Genomic DNA, 22196 nt, shown 5'->3' on the forward strand with positions numbered 1-22196 from the left:
AGCAGAACGGCGGCGCCATCCAGCGGTGACCGCATCACACAAAGCCCCAAGGGAGTCGTTTTGGGACCCAAGGATTCAACTGTTCAACCCCCTGTTTCAGCGCCCCGCCCCGGGACCGAACGCGCGTCGGTCCACAACCTGCGGCGGCGCCCCCATGCGAAGGTGCTGGTGGTAGGCGGTGGCATCAACGGAGTGGGGACATTCCGTGACCTGGCGCTGCAGGGCGTGGATGTAGCCCTGGTGGAGCGCGGTGACTACTGCCAGGGAGCAAGCGGCGCTTCCTCGCACATGATCCATGGCGGCATCCGGTACCTCGAAAACGGCGAGTTCCGCCTGGTTCGCGAGTCGGTGGTGGAACGCAACCGCCTGCTCAGGATTGCCCCGCACTACGTCAAGCCCCTGCAAACAACCATCCCGATCTTCAGCACGTTCTCCGGCGTCCTCTCGGCGCCGCTGCGCTTCCTGACCCACAAGCAGCAGGGCAAGCCGAAGGAGCGCGGGGCGTTCCTCATCAAGCTCGGCCTCAGCCTCTATGATTCTTTCTCCAGGGACGGCGGGACGGTGCCGCGGCACCAGTTCCGGACCCATAAGGCGGCCCTGCAGGAACTGCCTGCCCTGCGGCCGGACGTCAAGTACACCGCCACCTATTTCGATGCTTCGGTCCACAATCCCGAGCGGCTGACCCTGGACGTCCTGCAGGATGGCGAAAAGGCCGGCCGGCCGGGGACCCCGGAGAGCACCAGCGCCCAGGGCGATACGGCCCGCGCCAGCAACTACCTCTCGCTGCAGTCCATGTCGCCGGTTCCCAACCCGGGGACCGGGCGGGGAAGTACTGTCCGCCTTCGCGACGAACTCACCGGCGAGGAATTCGACTTCACGGCGGACGTCATCATCAACACCACCGGGGCGTGGGTTGACCTCACCAACGGTGCAATGGGCGCGGCTTCATCCTTCATGGGAGGCACCAAGGGATCCCACATCGTACTGGACCACCCCGGCCTCCTTGCCGCCTGCCGCGGGCGGGAAATCTTCTTCGAGCACACCGACGGCCGGATCGTCCTGATCTACCCGATGGGGGACCGTGTCCTGGTGGGCACCACGGACGTTGACGCGGACATGTCGGAGGACGCCGTCTGCACCGACGAGGAAATCCAGTACTTCTTCGACCTGATCGGCCACGTCTTCCCCTCAATCGACGTCACCCCTGACGACATCGTCTACACGTTCTCGGGCGTCCGCCCCCTGCCCAGCCATGACGCCACCCAGCCCGGCTTCGTCTCCCGTGACTACCGCATCGAACGCCGCACCTCCTCACCCGACGGAAGCGGCGCCGTCGTGCTGAGCCTGGTGGGCGGCAAGTGGACCACCTTCCGTGCCCTCGCGGAGCACCTCACCAACGATGTCCTCAGCGAACTGGGCGTGCAGCGTAAGGTCTCGACGGCGCAGCTCCCGATCGGCGGCGGCGCCGGTTTCCCTGCCGACGAAGCCGGCGTGCAGAAGTGGATCAAGGCGCACATGGCTCCCGGGCGGGACGCAGACCGCACGGCCGGGCTGCTGACCCGTTATGGGACCCGGGCCGAAGAAGTGATCGCCTACCTCGATGCCGAGCCTGACCACGCGCTGCGCTCCACCCGCGAACTCAGTGTCCGCGAACTGGAATTCATGGCGGCCAACGAGCAGGTGGGGCACCTGGTGGATGTCCTCATCCGGCGTACATCCCTGGCCTTCCGCGGGCTGGTTACCGGTGAACTCCTCAACGAAGTGGCGGAAGTTCTGTCCGTCCCGCTCAAGTGGGACGCGGCGGCGCGCGCCGCTGAGATCAAGCACGCACAGGACGTGCTGCAGCGTTTCCACCGCGTGGAAACGCACAGCCTGGTCGCCTAAGGCCAGGTTTCCGGCCGGGACGTTACAGCGTCCCGGCCACACGGTCCTTCACCCGCGGAGGACCGACAACTAAACAAAGAAATGGAGTCAAAGATGTCTCTAGGAATAGTCTTCCTCTCCGAAGTCTTTGGCACGGGCATGCTGACCCTGTTGGGTTGCGGCGTCGTTGCCAATGTGGCTTTGCGGGGGACAAAAGGCAACAGCGGCGGTTTCCTGATGGTCACCTGGGGATGGGGTATCGCCGTCTTCTGTGGTGTCTTCGTCGCCGCCAAGTCGGGCGCACACCTGAACCCTGCCGTCACGGTCGGCCTGCTGCTTAACGGCAAGGCGGAGTACGCGAAGGGCGTCCCCGTTGATGTCGCCTCAACGCTGACTTATTTCGGCGCTGAAATGCTGGGCGCCTTCCTCGGCGCGGTGGTCTGCTGGCTGGCCTACAAGCAGCACTTCGATGACGAGCCGGAGCCTGCAGGCAAGCTCGGGACCTTTTCCACCGGCCCTGCCATCCGTTCCACCCCATGGAACCTGATCACCGAGATCATCGGTACTTTTGTGCTGGTCTTCGTCATCCTCACCCTCGGTGGTACCCCGCAGCAGCTTGGCCCGCTGGCTGTCGCACTCCTCGTGGTCGGTATCGGTGTTTCCCTCGGCGGGCCCACCGGCTACGCCATTAACCCCGCCCGCGACCTGGGGCCCCGCATCGCCCACGCGGTGCTTCCCATCAAGGGCAAGGGCTCCAGCGACTGGGCCTACTCCTGGATCCCCGTCGTCGGGCCGCTGGTCGGAGGCGCGCTCGGCGGCCTGGCAGCCCGGGTAGTCCCCATCATCGTCACGGCCGCTTCCTGACCCGTACTCACCTCAGCCATTAACAAGACAAGGACGTCATCATGAACCAGTACGTAATCGCCATCGACCAGGGCACCACCAGCACCCGCGCCATCATCTTCGACCACAGCGGCGCCATTGTCTCCTCCGGCCAAATGGAACACGAGCAGATCTTTCCGCAGGCGGGCTGGGTGGAACACGACGCCACGGAGATCTGGAACAACACCCGTGAGGTCATCGGCTCGGCCCTCTCAAAGGCGAACCTGACGCGGCACGATATTGCCGCCGTCGGGATCACCAACCAGCGCGAAACCGCTGTGGTCTGGGACAAGACCACCGGCAAGCCGGTGTACAACGCCATCGTGTGGCAGGACACCCGCACCCAGGACATCGTGGACGAGCTGGGCAGGGACGGCGGCGCGGACCGCTTCAAACAGAAAGTGGGCCTGCCGCTGGCCACCTACTTCTCCGGCACCAAGATCAAATGGATCCTGGACAACGTTGACGGCGCGCGGGAAAAGGCAGAGGCCGGGGACCTGGTCTTTGGCAACACCGACGCCTGGGTCCTGTGGAACCTGACCGGCGGCGTGGACGGCGGCGTCCACGTCACCGACGTCACCAACGCTTCCCGGACCCTGTTCATGGACCTCGAGACGCTGCAGTGGGACGACGAAATCCTGCGCATCTTCGGCGTGCCCCGCAGCATGATGCCGGAGATAAAGTCCTCCTCCGAGGTGTACGGCACCGTCCACAGCTCCCAGCTGCTCCGCGAGACGCCGGTGGCCGGCATCCTTGGCGACCAGCAGGCCGCAACCTTCGGGCAGGCGGCCTTCGACGCCGGCGAAGCGAAGAACACCTACGGCACGGGCTGCTTCCTGATCTTCAACACCGGCGAGGAAATCGTCCACTCGAAGAACGGGCTCCTCACCACAGTCGGCTACAAGCTGGGCGACGCCAAGCCGCACTACGCCCTCGAAGGTTCCATCGCCGTCACCGGCTCGCTGATCCAGTGGCTGCGTGACAACCTCGGCATGATCAGCAGCGCCCCGGAGGTGGAATCCCTCGCCGCGTCCGTCAAGGACAACGGCGGCGTGTACATTGTCCCCGCGTTCTCCGGCCTGTTCGCACCGTACTGGCGCTCCGACGCCCGCGGTGCAATCGTTGGCCTGACCCGGTTCGTCAACAAGAACCACATTGCCCGGGCGGCGCTGGAAGCCACCGCATTCCAGACCCGCGAGGTGCTGGACGCGGTCAACGCCGACTCCGGCGTGCCGCTGAGTGAGTTGAAGGTCGACGGCGGCATGGTGGCCAACGACGCGCTCATGCAGTTCCAGGCCGACATCCTGGGCGTCCCGGTCATCCGCCCCAAGGTCATTGAAACCACGGCACTGGGAGCTGCCTACGCGGCAGGACTGGCCGTCGGTTTCTGGAAGGACCTCGGGGAATGCTCCGCCAACTGGTCCGAGGACAAGCGCTGGGAACCGCAGATGGACAAGGCTGAACAGGACCGCCAGATGCGGCTCTGGAAGAAGGCCGTCACCAAGTCCATGGAGTGGGTCGACGAGGACGTGCGCTAACCTCTATCCGTTACAGGGCCGCCCTGCCGATCCGGCAGGGCGGCCCTGGCGTTTTCCGCCACCCCGAACAGGTGCACGGCGTCCCAGTGCAGGGTGTCCCAAGGCGTTGGAGGTCCAGGGTCTTAGGGGGCAGGCCGCTGCGGCAGGTCCTCGGTGGCCGGTCCCTGGATGACCTTCCCGTCCACGTCGAACCTGGAACCATGGCAGGGGCAATCCCAGGTGCGTTCTCCCCGGTTGAATCCGACTGTGCAGCCCAGATGGGTGCAGATGGCGGATACGGCGTGGATGCCTCCCGCTTCGTCCCGGAAATACGCGGTGCTTGCCCCGGCGGTTTCAATGACCGTGCCGTCGTTCGGAGCCAGGTCCGCTATCTGCCGTGCGGCGTCGTCCGGGCGGGTCCCGTCAATGTTCCCGGTACCTGCCGGCGTTGGTGCCGTTGACACTTCCGGCCGCGTCACGGTCGGTGACGGCGCGCGGCTGCTGTCAAACAAAGGCGCCCAGTCGTTGGGTGTGCCGTTGAGCAGGTCTGCCAGCATCAGGGCGGCGGCGGTGCCGTTCGTCAGTCCCCATTTGCGCAGGCCCGTAATGACGAAGGCATGGCGGCTGTCCGGGTTCAGCGGACCGGCATAGGGCAGTCCATCCAGGGGCATCGCGTCCTGGGTGGACCAGCGGTAGGCAACGGGTCCGGCGCCGAATTGGCTGCGCGCGAAAGCTGCCAGGCTGGCATGCCGCGACGCCGGATCGACCGGTTCGGCGGCGGGGTGGCCCTCGCCGCCGGTCAACAGATAGGTCATCCCGTTCAGGTGGACGGTCAGCAACGAGCGCATGGGCTCATCGGCGCTGATGAAGGTGGCGTCCAGGGCGGGGGTGTCCAGTGGCGCGGCAACGATATAGGAGCGGTGCGGCGGGCAGAGTGCTTCGAACCGGCCATGGTCTCCGAAGGGGACATTGGTTGCAACGATGGCATCAGCCGCCAGTACCGTGCCGCCTTCGGCAGCGATCCTCACCCGGGTTCCCTCCTGAAGGTCGTTCGCGCGGGTCCCCTCAAAGACGAAGCTGCCCTCCCCGTCCACCCGGGCGGCGAGCCCCTGGAGGTACTGCACGGAGTGGATCTGGGCCTGCCCGTCAAAACGGACGGCGCCCGCCACAGGGAACGGGAGGGGCACCTCGGCTGTGAATGCAGCCGGAAGGCCGAGGCCGGCGGCGAGGCCGGCTTCCGCGCGGACCGCCGGCAGGGCGTCCCCGGCGGCGGCGAAGGTGTAGTTGGCAACCCGGAGGAAACCACAGGAGATGCCTTCCGCCGCCACCACCCCGGCGACGTGCTCCACGGCGGCCTGGTTGGCGAGTCCGTAGATTCGGGCCGCGCTCCTTCCGTGGGTTTGGTCCAGCTCCGTGTACGCCAGGCGGTGCAGGGAGGTCACCTTGCCGGTGGTGTGGCCTGTGACGCCGGTGCCGATCCGGCCCGCCTCGAGGACTGCCACCGAGCGTCCCGAGCGCTTCAGGGCCAGCGCTGCGGTCAGGCCGGCAATGCCGCCCCCGATGACTGCCACGTCTACTTCGACCGTACCGTGCAGCTTGGGAAAGTCGGTGCCGCCGGCGGTCGCCAGCCACAAGGAGAGGGGTACCCCTTCCGCGAAGCCGGCGGTGCTTGCCTCTGACATCGTGTGCCGCCTCCCTGCATTGTGGGATGATCATGCGCGCTTCCCCCGGGTAATGCAACGGGGACGCCCCCTGGCTGCGGCGGGCGGCGTGCCGGTGCGCTAAAGTAGATCCATGCGTGCGATCCTTCTGCTTAGTTAGCCGCCGGCTCCGAATATCGGACAGCTGAGCGGCAGCCCCTCCCTTGGCGAGGGGCTTTTGTGTGTCCGGGGCATTCCACCGGACCGGCAGCAGGAGGATCAGGCCGTTATGGCAGCACAGATGCCGTAACAGAACAGAAGAGGGCAGCAGTGGGCGTTCAGCCGGAGACAGAGACCGGAACAGCAACAACAGTATCGGCGGAGCCTGAAGAGGGCACCTACAGTTTCACCGCCATGGAGGCCAAATGGCCCCAGGTGTGGGAAGACCTCAAGGTCTTCACCCCGGTGGACGACGGGTCCCGGGAGCGCCGCTACGTGCTTGACATGTTCCCGTACCCGTCCGGCGACCTGCACATGGGCCACGCCGAAGCGTTCGCCATGGGTGACGTCGTGGCCCGCTACCTGCGCCAGAAGGGGTACGACGTCCTGCACCCCATCGGCTGGGACTCCTTTGGCCTGCCCGCGGAGAACGCCGCCATCAAGCGCAACGCCCACCCCAGCGAGTGGACCTACGCCAACATCGACACCCAGGCCGCGTCCTTCAAGCGGTATGCCATTTCCGCTGACTGGTCGCGCCGCCTGCACACCTCGGACCCCGAGTACTACCGCTGGACCCAGTGGCTGTTCAAACGCTTCTACGAGCGCGGCCTGGCCTACCGGAAGAACTCCCCGGTCAACTGGTGCCCCAAGGACCAGACCGTGCTGGCCAACGAGCAGGTTGTCAATGGCGCCTGCGAGCGCTGCGGCACCACCGTGACCAAGAAGTCGCTCAACCAGTGGTACTTCAAGATCACCGACTACGCCGACCGCCTGCTGGACGACATGGATGAACTGCGCGGCCACTGGCCGGAGCGCGTGCTGGCCATGCAGAAGAACTGGATCGGCCGTTCCGAAGGCGCGCACGTCAACTTCGTGATCGAGGCCTACGGCGGCAAGCCCGCCAAGGACGTCACGGTCTTCACCACCCGCCCGGACACCCTGTACGGTGCAACCTTCTTCGTGGTGGCCGCCGACGCGCCGATCGCCGTCGACCTTGTCACGGACGAGCACGCGGCCGCCCTGGACGAATACCGCGAACGGGTCAAGGCGCTTTCGGAGATTGAACGCCAGTCCACCGAGCGCGAAAAGACCGGCGTCTTCACCGGCCGCTACGCCATCAACCCGCTGAACGGGGAAAAGCTGCCGGTCTGGGCTGCGGACTATGTCCTGGCGGACTACGGCACCGGCGCCATCATGGCCGTGCCCGCGCACGACCAGCGTGACCTGGACTTCGCCCGCGCCTTCGGCCTGCCGGTCCGCGCCGTCCTGGACACCGGCGAGGAGGATCCCGCCGTCACCGGCACGGCCACCGCCGGGGAGGGAACCCTGATCAACTCCGGTGAGCTCGACGGCCTGCCCAAGGCCGAGGCCATCCGGGCCGCCATCGCCATGCTGGAGCGGCAGGGCACCGGCGAGAAGTTCGTGAACTTCCGGCTCCGCGACTGGCTGCTGAGCCGGCAGCGGTTCTGGGGCACTCCGATCCCCATCATCCACTGCCCGTCCTGCGGCGAGGTTCCGGTACCGGACGAGCAGCTGCCGGTCACGCTGCCTGCAGACCTGCGCGGCGAGGACCTGGCACCGAAGGGCACCTCGCCCCTGGCGGCTGCCGAAGCATGGGTCAACGTGGAATGCCCGTCCTGCCACGGCCCCGCCAAACGGGACACCGACACCATGGACACCTTCGTCGACTCCTCCTGGTACTTCCTGCGGTTCGTCTCCCCGCACTACACCGAGGGCCCCTTCGATCCGGCGAAGATCAACGACTGGATGCCGGTGGGCCAGTACGTCGGCGGTGTGGAGCACGCCATCCTGCACCTGCTGTACGCCCGTTTCTTCACCAAGGTCATCCACGACCTGGGCATGATTGACGCCGACGAACCGTTCAGTGCCCTCCTGAACCAGGGCCAGGTGCTCAACGGCGGCAAGGCCATGAGCAAGTCGCTGGGCAACGGTGTCGACCTCGGTGAGCAGCTGGACAAGTTCGGCGTGGACGCGGTCCGGCTGACCATGGTCTTCGCCTCCCCGCCGGAGGACGACGTCGACTGGGCTGACGTTTCCCCGTCGGGCTCTGCCAAGTTCCTGGCCCGCGCCTGGCGCCTGGCCCAGGACGTAACCAGCGGGCCCGGGGTGGACGCCACCAGCGGAGACCGTGCCCTGCGTTCGGTAACGCACCGCACCATCGCCGACGCCGCCGAGCTCCTGGACTCCAACAAGTTCAACGTCGTGGTGGCAAAGCTGATGGAACTGGTTAACGCCACCCGCAAAGCGATCGACTCCGGCGCGGGCGCAGCGGACCCGGCAGTCCGCGAAGCTGCGGAGGCTGTTGCCGTGATCCTCAGCCTCTTCGCGCCGTACACTGCCGAGGACATGTGGAACCTGCTGGGCCACCCGGCATCGGTAGCCAACGCAGGCTGGCCCGCGCACGACCCCGCGCTCCTGGTCCAGGACACGGTCACCGCCGTGGTGCAGGTACAGGGCAAGGTCCGCGACCGGCTGGAGGTGTCTCCGGACGTCTCCGAGGATCAGCTCCGCGAGCTGGCCCTGGCCTCGGAAAACGTCCAGCGTGCCCTGGACGGCCGGGGCATCAGGACAGTCATTGTCCGTGCCCCTAAGCTGGTCAACATCGTTCCGGCATAACTGCTGCACCCGCAGCACCCACCGGCCGTCGGAACTTTTCCGGCGGCCGGTGCCAACTGAGCCGGACACTGTCTCCAGGAGGCCCCTTGCCTGACAGTAATGCCGCCGCCTGGCCATGGGTCCGTTCACGGCTGGCCGGCCTCCGTCCCGGCGCCAGGCCGGGGATCAGACATGACGGCGCCCGCGCCGGGGTGCGCACCGCCGTCGTCACCGACTCCGCAGCTGCCCTGCCTGCGGACTATGCCGGGAGCCTTCCGCAGGACGGCATCCTGACCGTGACGCCCATGCCCGTCATGGTGGGCCCGGAAATCTATGGCGAGGGCGAAGACGACATCCTGGAGACCATCGCCGTGGCGCTGGCCGCCGGAACGCAGGTCAAGACCTCCAGGCCATCACCAGGGCAATTTGAACAGGCGTACCGCGCTGCCCAACGCCGGGGATTCGAGGCGGTGGTTTCGGTCCATATCTCGGGGGAACTGTCCGGCACCGCGGATGCTGCCCGGTTGGCTGCGGCCAGGGTGGGGATTCCCGTGGAAGTAGTGGACACCCGAACCGTCGGCATGGCGCAGGGGATGGCAGTGCAGGCGGCAGTGGAGGCAGCCGCGGCCGGTTTCGACTGTGCCGGGGTGGCCCAGGCTGCAGTGGCACAGGCAGCCCGGACCAAGGTTTTCTTCTACGTCCCCAGCCTGGAACAGCTGCGGCGCGGTGGGCGCATCGGCGCGGCGGCCTCGCTTCTGGGCACCATGCTTGCCATCAAACCCATCCTGGCGGTCGACGGCGGCAGGATCGTCCCCCTGGAGAAGGTGCGTTCAGGTGCCAGGGCAGTGGCGCGCCTGGAGGAAATCGTGGTGGCCCAAGCGGCAGCGCGTCCGGCCGGGTCCGTGCGCCTGGCCGTGCATCACTTCGGTAACCCGGAAGAGGCGGAGAGCCTGGCCGCGAGGCTGGAAGCGGCGCTTCCCGACTGTCCGCCGGCCCAGATCAGCTCCCTTCCGGCGGTCCTGGCTGCCCATGCGGGGCTGGGTGTGCTTGCAGTCATCGTGGGCAGGACGGCGGATGGGCCAGGGGCCGGAGCGCATCTTTCCACATAGCGCCTTTGGCTGCTGCCGGGCAACCGCCCGTGTTCCTAGGGTGGAGTTATGTCACGCCGGGATGCTGGAGCAGCAGGTCAGCAGGCGCGCCATGTGAGAGCCAGGCTCCGGGCAACCCTGGGGGAGGCAGCTCCCGGGCTCCTGGAGGACGGGCCGGGACTCGACGGTTTTGTGTACCGGGGCTCCGGCGAAACGGGCGAAACCGGTGACCCGGACGGAAGGAAAGCCGGCAGAGGCTCCGGGACCGGTTCCAGCGGGCCGCCTTCGCTCCGGTGGCGGCTGGGGCTCCGCGTCGCCGTGCTGCTTGCTGCCCTCGCCGTGGCTGCAGCGGGCTGGTTTTGGTGGCAGGCCGGCGCGGCTGCTCCCCAGGTCCTGCCCTTGAGCGCTGCCACTTCCAGCGGGCCTCCCCGTGCCGGCTTGGCTGATGGGGACAGTGGGGCCGCCCAGGGCGGGACGGCAACCTCACCAGAGGCCGGAAGCGGGCAGGGCGGAGCTGCGTCGGCCGCGGCCGTAGTGGTTCATGTTGCCGGCGCCGTGGCCAAACCCGGTGTCATCCGGCTCCAACAGGGCAGCCGCGTTGACGACGCCATCGCCGCCGCCGGCGGGGCGGCACAGGACGCAGACGTGAACAGGCTTAACCTTGCACTCGTCGTGGAGGACGGGCAGAAGATCTACGTTCCGCAACACGGTGAGCCGCTGTCCGCCGCACCGGACGCCGCAGGGCCGGACGGTACGGACGGAGCTGGAACGGGGGCCTCCGGCACTGGATCTGTTGGCGGTAAGGTCAACCTCAACACGGCGGACGCTGCCATGCTGGACACACTGCCAAAGGTAGGGCCGGTGCTGGCCCAGCGGATCGTCGACTGGCGGAAGGAACATGGCTCCTTCCAGAGCGTCGAAGAGCTGGATGCCGTGGATGGAGTCGGGCCCAAAATGCTTGAAGCCCTGCTGCCACTGGTGACGGTCTGAGCGCCATGGGAGCGAAGCCGGACGCGCGCCGCACGGGTGCAGGGCAGGGGAGGGGTGGCCCCGCCTCCAGCGGCACAAGTCCGCGGCCCAGTCCCTGGAACCGGTTTATTGAGTCTGCCGTGCAGGGTGCGGGAATGGATCCGCAGGCCCTGCCGCCCCCGGGTGCAACGGAGCGTTCGGAAACACCTGTTCCGTTGTCCCCGGGGGCAGTCCCGTCTACACCAGGGGTGCGGCCAAAACAGCGCAGGCGCCTGCAAGAGCAACCCCCGCTCCGGGGGTCCTGGGCGCGTGCTGTGGGCCATATCCGCACGCGGCTGGCCAACAACGGCAAGGCCGGGGAAGAAAATGATTCCAGCCGTGCGGGCCCACGCCGCCGCACAGACCTCCGCCTCGCCCTTCCGGCAGTGTTGGTATGGAGCGCATCAGTGGCCGGGCTCTGGCTGCCGCCCGTGGGGCTGGCTGTCCTGTGCTCCGCACTGGTGGCACTGGGCGGCTTCCTCCTTGTCCATGCAGCCAAAGGCGGACGGGCTCGCAAGCTCTGTCCCGCAGTCGGCCGCGAGGAAGGGACCTGGCGCCGCAAAGCCAGGGGACGGAGCTTCCCCGCCGCGCTGGGCGTCGCCCTGATGCTGGCCGCTGCCGCCGCAGCGCACTCCGCTGCGTCCTCCAGCCAACGGTTTGACGGGCCACTGGCCGAGGCGGTCAACGCCGGCAGATCAGCTGTCGTCGTCGTCGAGGTGGCGGGAAACCCGCGGGCCATGGCAGGCCCGGGCGGGTCGTCAGGACGGTGGTCCGTGCCGGTGTGGACGCAGGAATTGGCTACCGGCGGCGTGCTGGTGCGGACACGGGCGCGCCTCACCGTCATGGGAGGGCATGGATGGGGCGGGGTGGTGCCGGGGCAAACACTGCGTGCATCGGGCAAGCTGCGTCCCGTGGAGCCAGGGGAGCAGGAGGCAGGAACGCTGGCCGCTTCAACGGCTCCCCTCAAGGCCACGGGCGGCCCCGCATTGGGGGGATCAGCCAGGGAACTTCGCGGACGCTTTGTTTCCGCCTCCGCTTTCCTGGACCCCGATGCACGCGGACTCCTGCCCGGGATGGTCACCGGTGACACCAGCGCGCTGGACGAGGGACTGGACAACGCCATGAAGGCTGTGGGAATGACTCACCTGACAGCGGTCAGCGGGGCAAACTGCAGCCTCGTGTTGGGGTCTTTGCTGCTGCTGTGCCGGCGGTTCAGGTTGTCCCGTGCTCCTGCCGCAGCCGCCGCCCTTTCCGGCCTGGCCCTCTTCGTGGTCCTGGTGGGCCCGGACGCGAGCGTCCTGCGCGCGGCGCTCATGGGTGCCATCGGCGTGGCTTCCCTGGCCGGCGGACGGTCAGGGCGGGGACTGAGCTTCCTTTGCCTGGCCGTCATCGGGCTCCTGCTGACCGACCCTGCACTGGGAACCAGCTTTGGCTTCCTGCTGTCGGTGCTGGCCACGCTGGGAATCATTCTGCTGGGCCGGCCGATCATCGGCTGGATCCCCGTGGCGGTGCCCCGATGGGCCGCGGCGGCGGTCGCGGTTCCGCTGTCCGCACAGCTGTTATGCGGGCCCGTCATCGTCCTCCTGCAGCCGCAATTTGCAACCTACTCATTGGTGGCGAACGTCCTCGCATCGCCCCTGGTGGCTCCGGTGACCCTGCTGGGAACGGCCGCGGTGCCCCTGGTGGTCGTGCTGCCGTGGGCTGGGACGGTCCTGATAGCCATGGCCGGAATGTTCTGTGCCGGCGTCGCCGCCATTGCCAGGTTCGCGGCACAGCTGCCTGGCTCCGCACTTCCCTGGCCGGAGGGCCTGCCCGGGCTGCTGTCCATGGTGCTGTTGTCAGCCGTGACCCTTGCCGCTGTATGGGCAGTCGCGCGGCCGCTGAGGTTTCTCCGGAGAATCCGGGAAGCGCACGGCGTCACGGTGGCGTTGATCGGGCTGATGGAGCCGCGGCCGCAGCACTTCCCCGGCCGTCGCAGCTTGGACCCCGGGCGCAGACGTGGCAGGCTGGGATACTGCAATATCACCTCCGGAAGGGACCTTCGATGGCCGTTGCGCAAAAGCGGGCAAGCCGCTCCCCGGCGTCGAACACAGCCTCCTGGCGGGACGTAGCCCCGGCCGCCATCGTACTGGTGAGCGGGCCGGAAGATTACCTTGGAATCAGGGCCATGGACAGGATCCGGTCCCAGGTCCGGGCGGCTGCGCCGGACGTCGAACTGAGCCGCATCAACGCCGCAGGGTATGAGGCCGGCACCCTGACCATGCAGGTGAGCCCTTCCCTGTTCGGTGAAAGCAAGCTGATTGAAGTGGAAGCCGTGGAAGGGATGAATGACGCCTTCCTTGCCGATGCCCTGGCGTACCTGCAGCACCCGGAAGAGGACGCCGTCGTGGTGCTTCGGCACGCCGGCGGGGCGCGCGGCAAGAAGCTCCTTGATGCTGTCAGGAAAGGCGGCTGGCCGGTTGTTGACTGCCAGCCGTTGAAGAAGGACGCCGACAAGGTCGCGTTCGTCATGGCGGAGTTCAAGGCGGCCGGACGCCGCATCAACCAGGACGCCGTCCAGGCGCTGGTGAATGCCGTCGGCGCGGACCTCTCAGAACTCGCCGCCGCCTGCTCGCAACTGATCGCCGACGCCGGGAGCACTGTCACCACTGACACTGTGGACAAGTACTACGGCGGACGTATCGAGGCCACAGCATTCAAGGTTGCCGACGCCGCAATGGCAGGGAACGCACCCGTGGCCCTGTCGACCCTGCGCCATGCCCTTGCCACCGGTGCCGACCCTGTGCCCCTGGTGGCAGCCCTCGCGTCCAAGCTGAGGACTGTTGCGAGGGTGGCCGGGGCCTCGGGGTCGTCCGCCCAGATCGCGGCCGAACTGGGCATGCAGCCCTGGCTGGTGGAGCAGGCACAGCGGGACGTCCGGCGCTGGACCCCCGAAGGCCTGGTGCGCTCCATCCAGGCCACGGCGGAGGCCGACGCGCAGGTCAAGGGCCTGTCCCGGGACCCCGTCTACGCCGTCGAGCACGCCGTGACCGTCATCGCCATGTCAGTACAGGGCAGATAGCACACGCGCAGGCAGGTCCAGGCTTAAAAGCGTGTGGCCGGTACCTTCCGGTACCGGCCACACCATCAGTTCGTGGGAACTGGAAACCTTAGAGTGCGTTGACCTTCTTGGAGATCGCCGACTTGCGGTTCGCTGCGTTGTTCTTGTGCAGAACACCCTTGCTGACAGCCTTGTCCAGCTTACGGCTGGCAGTAACGAGCGCAGTAGTAGCAGCTTCCTTGTCAGCGGACTCAACGGCGGTGTTGACGGCGCGGATGGCCGTCTTCAGCTCAGACTTGACTGCGTTGTTGCGCAGGCGTGCCTTCTCGTTGGTCAGGATGCGCTTCTTCTGGGACTTGATATTCGCCACGTGTGAACTCTCTTTGTAATGCGGAAATGGTCTAGAGGGCTTTCAGGCTGGCCTTGACTGAGCGGCGTGGGGATACCTATGGCGGCCAGCCATCAGTGACCGTCGACCTGCACGGACACACAGCAATAAAGAATAGCAGGTCAGCGGCGGCACTGGCCATTTGGAGCGCTCAGGTCCAGCCGTGTCGCCGGCGCAGCCCCGACGCCACTTTTTCAAACCGCGCCCTGTCCAGCACGGCGCCCTCCCGCCGGATGCTGTCCGGGCGGATCTGCAGGATGCGGTCCAGCCGCACTTCACTGGCCCTGCCCTGCTTGTCCCAGCCCCCGGCACCAAGGTCAATGTACTCGGTGGACGCCGAGCCGGCGGGAACCCTGTCCCGGCTGGTCAGCATCAGCCCCAGGAGGAACGGGCCGTTATGCCCCACCAGGAGCACGGGCCGGTCCTTCCCCTTGCCATGGTCCTCTTCGTAGGGGACCCAGGCCCACACCACTTCGCCCGGATCCGGGTCGCCGTCCGGTTGGGGTGCGTAGCGGACGGCGGCACGGCCGCGGTAGTCACCCGGATAGCGGGCACTAATTGCGGGAGCGCCGCCGGATGCGGGACGCCCGCCACGCAGACTCTGGTCCCGGCCGGGTAGCGGCGGGGTGGAGCGCCGTTTCTGCAGTATGCGCAGGCCGCGGCGGACGGCGTTTCCAAGGGAGCGGAGATCGATGGCCATCGCGTAAGCCTATCGGCGGGGGCTCCGCCGACATACGCTGTACGGCCCGGTCAGGATGCGGTGCGGGGGTCCGGGACGTGGGACACTGGATGTTCAAGATGTGCGGCTGGACCGCTGGCGCCTTTTCGCGTGCCTGCCGGTGGCTGCAGAAATGCCAACAGTAAGGACCCTGCGTGTCTCCCATGGCCCGCACCGCACCGGTGCCCGCCGCGACAGATCCGGCCATTATTCGGAACTTTTGCATCATCGCGCATATTGACCACGGCAAGTCCACCCTGGCTGACCGGATGCTGCAGTCCACCGGAGTGGTCCAGGCCCCGCGACATGAAGGCCCAGTACCTGGACCGGATGGACATCGAGCGCGAACGCGGCATCACCATCAAGTCCCAGGCTGTCCGCATGCCGTGGGAGGTGGACGGCGTCAGCTATGCGCTGAACATGATCGACACTCCCGGCCACGTTGACTTCACCTACGAGGTGTCCAGGTCCCTGGCGGCCTGCGAGGGCGCAATCCTGCTGGTGGACGCAGCGCAGGGCATCGAGGCCCAGACGCTCGCAAACCTGTACCTGGCCATGGAAAACAACCTCACCATCATCCCGGTGCTGAACAAGATCGACCTGCCTGCGGCTCAGCCCGAAAAGTACGCAGCCGAGCTGGCAAGCCTGATCGGCGGGGATCCGGAGGACGTCCTGCGCGTCTCCGGTAAGACCGGCGTGGGCGTGGAAGCCCTCCTGGACAAGATTGTCCGCGACCTGCCTGCGCCGAAGGGCGACCCCGATGCGCCGGCCCGTGCCATGATCTTCGACTCGGTCTACGACACCTACCGCGGCGTGGTGACCTATGTCCGCGTCATGGACGGCATGCTCCACCCCCGCGAGCGCATCCAGATGATGTCCACCAGGGCCTCCCACGAGCTGCTGGAAATCGGCGTGAGCTCGCCGGAACCCACACCCTCCAAGGGCCTGGGCGTCGGTGAAGTGGGCTACCTCATCACCGGCGTGAAGGACGTCCGGCAGTCCAAGGTGGGCGACACCGTCACCAACCTGGCCAAGCCGGCAGCCCAGTCGCTCCCCGGTTACGCCGATGCCAAGCCCATGGTGTTCTCCGGCCTGTACCCGCTGGACGGGGCCGATTACCCTGTGCTCCGTGACGCCCTCGAAAAGCTCATGCTCAACGACGCCGCGCTGGTGTACGAACCGGAGACCTCCGCTGCGCTCGGCTTCGGCTTCCGCGTGGGCTTCCTGGGCCTCCTGCACCTTGAGATCACCCGCGAACGCCTGGAGCGCGAATACAACCTCGACCTCATCTCCACGGCGCCGAACGTGGAGTACGAGGTAACCCTTGAGGACAAGAAGGTTGTAAGGGTGACCAACCCCAGCGAGTACCCCTCCGGCAAGATTGCCGAGGTCCGCGAACCCATGGTGTCCGCCACCATCCTGGCGCCCAGCGAATTCGTCGGCGCCATCATGGAACTCTGCCAGGCCCGCCGTGGCGTCCTGGGCGGCATGGACTACCTCTCGGAGGACCGGGTGGAAATCCGTTACCGCCTGCCGCTGGCTGAGATTGTGTTCGACTTCTTCGACATCCTGAAGTCGAAGACCCGGGGCTACGGCTCCCTGGACTGGAAAGCCGACGGCGAGCAGGTTGCCGATCTGGTGAAGGTCGACATCATGCTCCAGGGCGAACAGGTGGATGCCTTCAGCGCCATCACCCACCGGGACAAGGCGTACGCCTACGGCGTGATGATGACCGGCAAGCTCCGCGAACTCATCCCGCGGCAGCAGTTCGAGGTGCCCATCCAGGCAGCCATCGGCTCCAGGATCATCGCCCGCGAAAGCATCCGTGCCATCCGCAAGGATGTGTTGGCGAAATGCTACGGCGGTGACATCTCGCGGAAGCGCAAGCTGCTGGAGAAGCAAAAAGAAGGCAAGAAGCGCATGAAGATGGTGGGGACGGTGGAGGTGCCGCAGGAGGCGTTCATCGCCGCCCTGACCACCGACGAATCAAAGGACAAGGCCAAGAAGAAGTGACCACCGCGCAGTGGGGGACCCGCTGATGCCCAGCGTTCTTCCCCTCGGTGACCCGGCACCGTCGGACGGTCTGCTGCCTCCCCAGGCAGCGGAGGGTGCGGCGGACCGGGCGTTCGGCTTGTACGTCCACATCCCGTTTTGCGCTGTGCGCTGCGGCTACTGCGACTTCAACACCTACACCGCCACGGAACTCGGCGGCGGGGCCTCCCAGGATGCGTATGCCGGCACGGCAGCGGCAGAGGTGGCGATGGCAGCGAAGGTCCTCTCGGCGTCGGGCGTTCCTGCCCGGAAGCTGGGCACCGTCTTTTTTGGCGGCGGCACACCCACGCTGCTGCCCGCGGACGATTTGGCCATGATCCTTCGGGCTGCCATCGACCAGTGGGGCATTGAGGACGGCGCCGAGGTCACTACGGAGGCGAATCCGGATTCCGTCACACCCGAATCCCTTGCCATCCTGAAGGAAGCCGGTTTCACCAGGGTCTCCTTCGGCATGCAGTCCGCCGTCCCGCACGTCCTGAAGGTCCTGGACCGCACCCACACCCCGAGCCGGGTGCCGCAGGTGGTGCACTGGGCGCGCGAGGCAGGACTGGCTGTCAGCCTGGACCTGATCTACGGGACGCCGGGGGAGTCGCTGGCCGACTGGCGCCACTCCCTGGAGACCGCGCTCTCCTACGGGCCCGACCACATCAGCGCGTACGCGCTGATCGTCGAGGAGGGCACCAAGCTGGCCGCGCAGATGCGCCGGGGCGAGGTTCCGGGAATCGACGACGACGACCACGCCGACAAGTACGAGCTCGCCGACCAGCTGATCACCGAGGCCGGACTTGGCTGGTACGAGGTCAGCAACTGGGCGCGGACTCCGGAGCAGGCCTGCCGCCACAACCTGGCCTACTGGCGCGGTGACGACTGGTGGGGAATCGGCCCCGGCGCGCACTCCCACGTGGGCGGGGTCCGCTGGTGGAACGTCAAGCACCCATCGGCCTATGCCAACAGGCTGTCCCAGGGCCTTTCGCCCGCCGCCGGCCGCGAAACCCTGGACGCGGAAACCAGGAACATGGAGCGGGTCATGCTGGAAGCGCGCCTGCAGTCCGGCCTGGACCTCTCAACGCTTAGCGCCGGGGGACGGCACGAGGTGGCCGGGCTTATCGCCGACGGCCTCGTGGATCCTGCCGCTGCCTTCCACGGCCGACTGGTCCTGACCTTGAAGGGCAGGCTGCTGGCAGACGCAGTAGTCCGCCGGGTCCTGCCGGACTGACCCCAAAGGGCTGGGCCCACGCCCGTAGGGTTCCCTGGCTGAGCTTGCGAGGCTAGGGTGCCGGTGGGTGGGCCCACGCCGGCAGGGTTCCCTGGCCGAAGCGAAGCGAGGCTGGGGTGCCGGCGGGGATTACTTGATCCAGCGCAGGTTGTACTGGTAGCGGTGCGGCTGGCCCCGGTTGACGTGGATCCCGGCTGCGACGGAGAAGCACGTGAGCGCCACCCAGATCAGTGTGGCAATGACCGCGAAGATGTTCCCGACGTACGGGATGAACACCAGGATGTTGGCCAGCACGGCGGCAATGGTGGGTGGCAGGCTGAAGTTCAGCGCTTCCTTGGACTCCTGGGCGGTGAACGGCCCGCGGTCGCGGAAGATCAAATAGATCAGCAGCGAGGGGATGCAGCCCAGGATCCCGCCGAAGTGCGCGAGTGTTGCCCACTGGCGGTCTTCGCTGGCCGTAAGCGGCAGGGCATTGGCGGGGACGCCATGGTACTCGGAACGGCCCTGGCCATCCCTGTGATCACGTGCGTTTTCTGCCACAGTCTGTTCCTTCGAAGGTGCAAGTGGTGCTGGGTACGGATTCCGGCACATGCAGAGCGTGAAAACGCGTGCAGTGCCGGAAAAATGCTGCGGTGCCTCAAATAAGGAACCGCACTACCAAGAATACTGGGTCGCGGGCGGCCCGCCGCCCTTCAGGGCACGGTCAGGAAATCGATCACTTCTTCAACCCTGCCCAGCAGGGATGCTTCGAGGTCTGCATACGTGCGCACGGCGCCCAGCAGTTTCTGCCACCCAAGGCCGATATCTTCCTTGCTCGCGTGGGGCCAGCCGAACGCCTTCAGGATCCCGGTTTTCCAGTCCTGCCCGCGGGGGACGGCAGGCCATTTGTCGATCCCAAGGACAGCGGGCCGGATCGCCTGCCATACGTCCACGTACGGGTGTCCAACAATCAGGACGTTCCCGGCGGCACCCGGGGAGGCCATGACGGCTTCCGCGATGCGGGACTCCTTGGAATCGGGAACCAGGTGGTCCACCAGGACGCCGAGCCGCCGGCCGGGCCCGGGGCTGAAGTCCGCCACGGCTGCGGCGAGGTCGTCAATGCCGTGCAGGGGCTCGACGACGATGCCTTCCACCCGGAGGTCGTCTCCCCAGACTTTTTCCACCAGTTCGGCGTCGTGCTTGCCTTCCACCCAGATCCGGCTGGCTTTGGCTACCTGGGCCCGCTGCCCGGCCACCCGTACCGATCCCGAGGCCGTCCTGCCCGCTGCCGGACCGGCGGCGGCAGGCCGTGGCGTCGGCGGCATCAGCCGGATGGGCTGGCCTTCAAGGAGGAAACCGAACCCAAGACGGAACGAACGGGACTTTCCCCGCCTGTCCTCCAGCGCCACCACATGCATCCCGCCGGATTTCTCCACACGGGTCACGGCACCCACCCAGCCGGACTGCACTTCCTCGAGCACCATTCCGCGCTCCACGGGAACCTCGGGCAGTTCCGTCCGCGCGGGAGCCGATATGCCCCGTGGGCCCCAGTTCTGGTAATCCATGGATTCGATCCGCCTAGCGCTAGGTCCTCAGCCCCGGAATTTCGCCCGGAGCGGTACCAATGCTAACAACGGGCCGAGGCATAATAGACTGTTAGCACTTGGGCATGTCGAGTGCTAACAGTGGGTTGCATCGGGAGGGGCATGCGCCCCGAACCATGGGATGGAGGTGGAGAGTGAGCGAGCCACGCAAGCTGGAAGTACTGCGGGCCATCGTGGAGGACTACGTCCACTCCCGCGAGCCGGTTGGGTCAAAGGCCCTGGTGGAGCGGCATCATCTTGGTGTTTCCAGCGCCACCATCCGCAACGACATGGCTGCCCTGGAGGATGAGGGGCTGATCACCGCCCCGCACACCAGCGCCGGCCGGATTCCCACCGACAAGGGCTACCGGCTTTTCGTCGACCAGATCTCCGCTGTCAAGCCGCTCTCCGCCGCTGAACGCCGCGCCATCCAGTCCCTGCTCGAAGGCGCGGACGATCTCGACGACGTGCTGGAGCGTACGGTCAGGCTGCTGTCCCAGCTGACCAACCAGGTTGCCGTGGTGCAGTATCCACACCTGAGCAGGGCACTTGTCCGCCATATCGAATTCGTCCTGCTCGCCCCCCGCAAGGTCCTTGTGGTCCTGATTGCCAACAGCGGCAAGGTGGAGCAGCGGGTGATCGACGTCGGGCAGGACCTCGGCGACGACGCGCTGGCTGAACTGCGTACCCGGTTCCTTGGTGCGCTGGGGGGAACACCGCTGAGCCAACTGGCCCAGGCGCTGCCCGCCGTCGTGGCCGCAGCCCCGCACCAGCAGCGGCAGGCGGCACACGCACTGGCGCTCGGGCTGGAGGGCCTGGCGCAAAACAGCCGGGAAGAGCGGATGGTCATGGCAGGCACCGCCAACCTTGCCAGATCCAACGTGGACTTCCCCCTCAGCATCGGCCCTGTGCTTGAGGCGCTTGAGGAGCAGGTGGTGATGCTGCGGCTGTTGAGCGAAATGGCCCAGGACCACCGCGGCGTCGCTGTCAGCATCGGAAGGGAGAACCCGTACGACGGCCTTGCCGAAGCTTCCGTCGTTGCCACCGGTTACGGTCCGGACAGTGCCGCGAAAGTAGGGATCCTCGGGCCCACCCGGATGGACTATCCCACCACCATGGCCGCCGTCAGGGCAGTGGCGCGCTACCTTTCCAGGATTTTGGGGCCCTGACTCTTAGCCGCCGGAGCCTGCTCCGGCCGGAAAGCAAGAGCCGGGCCGCCCCATTGAATTGCAGTACAACAAGGAAGAGATACGTATTTTGAGCAGCCACTATGACGTCCTTGGAGTCTCACCCGAAGCTACGGGCGAAGAAATCAAAAAGGCCTACCGCAAGCTGGCCCGCACCCTTCACCCTGACGTAAACCCCGGCGCAGACGCGTCAGAGCGGTTCAAGGCCGTAACCCACGCCTACGAGGTGCTTTCGGATCCCCAGAAGCGCCGGATCTATGACACCACGGGAAACGAGAACGGCACCGACAACGGCTTCGGCGGAGCAGGCTATGCAGGCCAGGGGTTCGCGTTCCAGGACATCTTCGACACCTTCTTCGGCGCCGGCGGCACGTCCGGTCCGGCCTCACGTGTCCGGCGCGGCCAGGACGCCCTCATCAGCGTTCGGATCGACCTCCGCGATGCCGTGTTCGGCGTCAACAAGAAACTCGAAGTGGACACCGCCGTGGTCTGCCCCACCTGCGACGGGTCCTGCTGCCGCCCCGGCACCCATCCCGAACGCTGCGACATCTGCGGCGGCAGCGGCCAGGTCCAGCGGGCCGTCCGCTCCATCCTCGGCCAGGTCATGACGGCCGCCCCCTGCGGCACCTGTGAAGGTTTCGGCACGGTCATCAAGGACCCCTGCAACGAGTGCAGCGGCCAGGGCCGTATCCGCAGCCGCCGCTCACTGACCATCAAGGTTCCCGCCGGCGTGGCCACCGGAACCCGGATCCAGCTCTCCGGACAGGGCGAAGCCGGCCCCGCGGGCGGTCCGGCCGGTGACCTCTACGTGGAGATCCGCGTCAACAACGATGCCACCTACGTGCGGGAAGGCGACGACCTGCACGCCACCCTGCACATCCCCATGACGGCGGCTGCCCTGGGCACGGACGTCAGCCTGGAAACCTTTGACGGCACCCAGGAGATCGACGTCAAGCCAGGAACCCAGTCGGGGGAGATCATCACCCTGCGCGGCCTCGGTGTCACACACCTCAGGGGATACGGCCGCGGCGACCTGAAGGTCCACCTCCAGGTGGACACTCCGGCCAGGCTCGACCCCGCACAGGAGGACCTGCTGCGCCAGCTGGCCAAGCTCCGTGGCGAACAGATCACCGAGGGCAAGCTTGCCGCCAGCGGCGGCATGTTCGCCAAGCTCCGGGACCGGCTCGGTAACCTGTAGCG

16 protein-coding genes and 1 pseudogene are annotated in these 22196 nt (G+C 66.9%); 12 read left to right on the plus strand and 5 right to left on the minus strand.

The features are described from left to right. The first annotated feature begins 60 nt into the window (after positions 1–60). The 3 genes from QFZ60_RS09475 to glpK all read left to right on the plus strand — a co-directional run bounded on the left by QFZ60_RS09475 (position 61) and on the right by glpK (position 4283). Positions 61–1884 (plus strand): glycerol-3-phosphate dehydrogenase/oxidase, encoded by a 1824-nt coding sequence (locus tag QFZ60_RS09475; RefSeq protein WP_307090026.1) that lies wholly within the window; start codon positions 61–63, stop codon positions 1882–1884. Between the two features lie 93 nt (positions 1885–1977). Beyond that, positions 1978–2727 (plus strand): MIP/aquaporin family protein, encoded by a 750-nt coding sequence (locus QFZ60_RS09480; protein WP_307090028.1) that lies wholly within the window; start codon positions 1978–1980, stop codon positions 2725–2727. A gap of 41 nt (positions 2728–2768) precedes the next feature. After that, positions 2769–4283 (plus strand): glycerol kinase GlpK, encoded by a 1515-nt coding sequence (glpK, locus tag QFZ60_RS09485; RefSeq protein WP_307090030.1) that lies wholly within the window; start codon positions 2769–2771, stop codon positions 4281–4283. Between the two features lie 122 nt (positions 4284–4405). Here glpK and QFZ60_RS09490 read toward each other — a convergent pair whose 3' ends face one another. Further along, the gene (locus QFZ60_RS09490) at positions 4406–5944 is read right to left on the minus strand and encodes an FAD-dependent oxidoreductase (protein ID WP_307090032.1); all 1539 of its coding nucleotides are present in this window, start codon (positions 5942–5944) and stop codon (positions 4406–4408) included. A 288-nt stretch (positions 5945–6232) separates the two neighbouring features. Between QFZ60_RS09490 and leuS the strand changes: the two genes are divergently transcribed. The 5 genes from leuS (at position 6233) to holA (ending at position 13894) form a co-directional block, all read left to right on the plus strand. Next, positions 6233–8758 (plus strand): leucine--tRNA ligase, encoded by a 2526-nt coding sequence (gene leuS / locus QFZ60_RS09495; protein WP_307090033.1) that lies wholly within the window; start codon positions 6233–6235, stop codon positions 8756–8758. A gap of 86 nt (positions 8759–8844) precedes the next feature. Next, the gene (locus tag QFZ60_RS09500) at positions 8845–9846 is read left to right on the plus strand and encodes a DegV family protein (protein WP_307090035.1); all 1002 of its coding nucleotides are present in this window, start codon (positions 8845–8847) and stop codon (positions 9844–9846) included. 93 nt (positions 9847–9939) lie between these two features. Beyond that, positions 9940–10815, plus strand: coding sequence for a helix-hairpin-helix domain-containing protein (locus QFZ60_RS09505; RefSeq protein WP_307090037.1), 876 nt, complete (start codon positions 9940–9942; stop codon positions 10813–10815). Between the two features lie 293 nt (positions 10816–11108). After that, positions 11109–12944: a ComEC/Rec2 family competence protein gene (locus QFZ60_RS09510; RefSeq protein WP_307090038.1), complete on the plus strand. Its 1836-nt coding sequence runs from the start codon at positions 11109–11111 to the stop codon at positions 12942–12944. Continuing rightward, a complete protein-coding gene (holA, locus tag QFZ60_RS09515) occupies positions 12878–13894 on the plus strand; it encodes a DNA polymerase III subunit delta (protein ID WP_307090040.1) in 1017 nt (338 codons plus the stop codon). The genes QFZ60_RS09510 and holA overlap by 67 nt, the downstream gene beginning before the upstream one ends. Before the next feature lie 88 nt (positions 13895–13982). On the opposite strand, the gene rpsT is transcribed toward holA, so the two are convergent. Both rpsT and QFZ60_RS09525 read right to left on the minus strand, forming a co-directional pair. After that, positions 13983–14243, minus strand: coding sequence for a 30S ribosomal protein S20 (gene rpsT / locus QFZ60_RS09520; RefSeq protein ID WP_043454339.1), 261 nt, complete (start codon positions 14241–14243; stop codon positions 13983–13985). A 169-nt stretch (positions 14244–14412) separates the two neighbouring features. Then, positions 14413–14961: a type II toxin-antitoxin system PemK/MazF family toxin gene (locus QFZ60_RS09525; RefSeq protein ID WP_307090043.1), complete on the minus strand. Its 549-nt coding sequence runs from the start codon at positions 14959–14961 to the stop codon at positions 14413–14415. Between the two features lie 173 nt (positions 14962–15134). Between QFZ60_RS09525 and lepA the strand changes: the two are divergent. Both lepA and hemW read left to right on the plus strand, forming a co-directional pair. Continuing rightward, positions 15135–16992, plus strand: a pseudogene (lepA, locus tag QFZ60_RS09530) (translation elongation factor 4). A 25-nt stretch (positions 16993–17017) separates the two neighbouring features. Next, entirely contained in the window at positions 17018–18247 is a 1230-nt protein-coding gene (hemW, locus tag QFZ60_RS09535) for a radical SAM family heme chaperone HemW (RefSeq protein ID WP_307090045.1), read from the plus strand. A 129-nt stretch (positions 18248–18376) separates the two neighbouring features. On the opposite strand, the gene QFZ60_RS09540 is transcribed toward hemW, so the two are convergent. Both QFZ60_RS09540 and QFZ60_RS09545 read right to left on the minus strand, forming a co-directional pair. Then, positions 18377–18787, minus strand: a complete 411-nt coding sequence (locus QFZ60_RS09540) for a DUF4870 domain-containing protein (protein ID WP_056336732.1) — start codon at positions 18785–18787, stop codon at positions 18377–18379. Between the two features lie 152 nt (positions 18788–18939). Beyond that, positions 18940–19791, minus strand: a complete 852-nt coding sequence (locus tag QFZ60_RS09545; RefSeq protein ID WP_307090046.1) for a DUF3097 family protein — start codon at positions 19789–19791, stop codon at positions 18940–18942. Between the two features lie 173 nt (positions 19792–19964). Here QFZ60_RS09545 and hrcA point away from each other — a divergent pair, with 173 nt between their 5' ends. Then, positions 19965–20978, plus strand: coding sequence for a heat-inducible transcriptional repressor HrcA (hrcA, locus tag QFZ60_RS09550; RefSeq protein WP_142121943.1), 1014 nt, complete (start codon positions 19965–19967; stop codon positions 20976–20978). An 88-nt stretch (positions 20979–21066) separates the two neighbouring features. Next, on the plus strand, positions 21067–22194 hold the full coding sequence (gene dnaJ / locus QFZ60_RS09555) for a molecular chaperone DnaJ (RefSeq protein ID WP_056336740.1): 1128 nt from the start codon (positions 21067–21069) through the stop codon (positions 22192–22194). Positions 22195–22196 lie beyond the last annotated feature (2 nt).

Origin of the sequence: Arthrobacter sp. B2I5, assembly GCF_030816735.1 — a bacterium.
GTDB lineage: Bacteria > Actinomycetota > Actinomycetes > Actinomycetales > Micrococcaceae > Arthrobacter.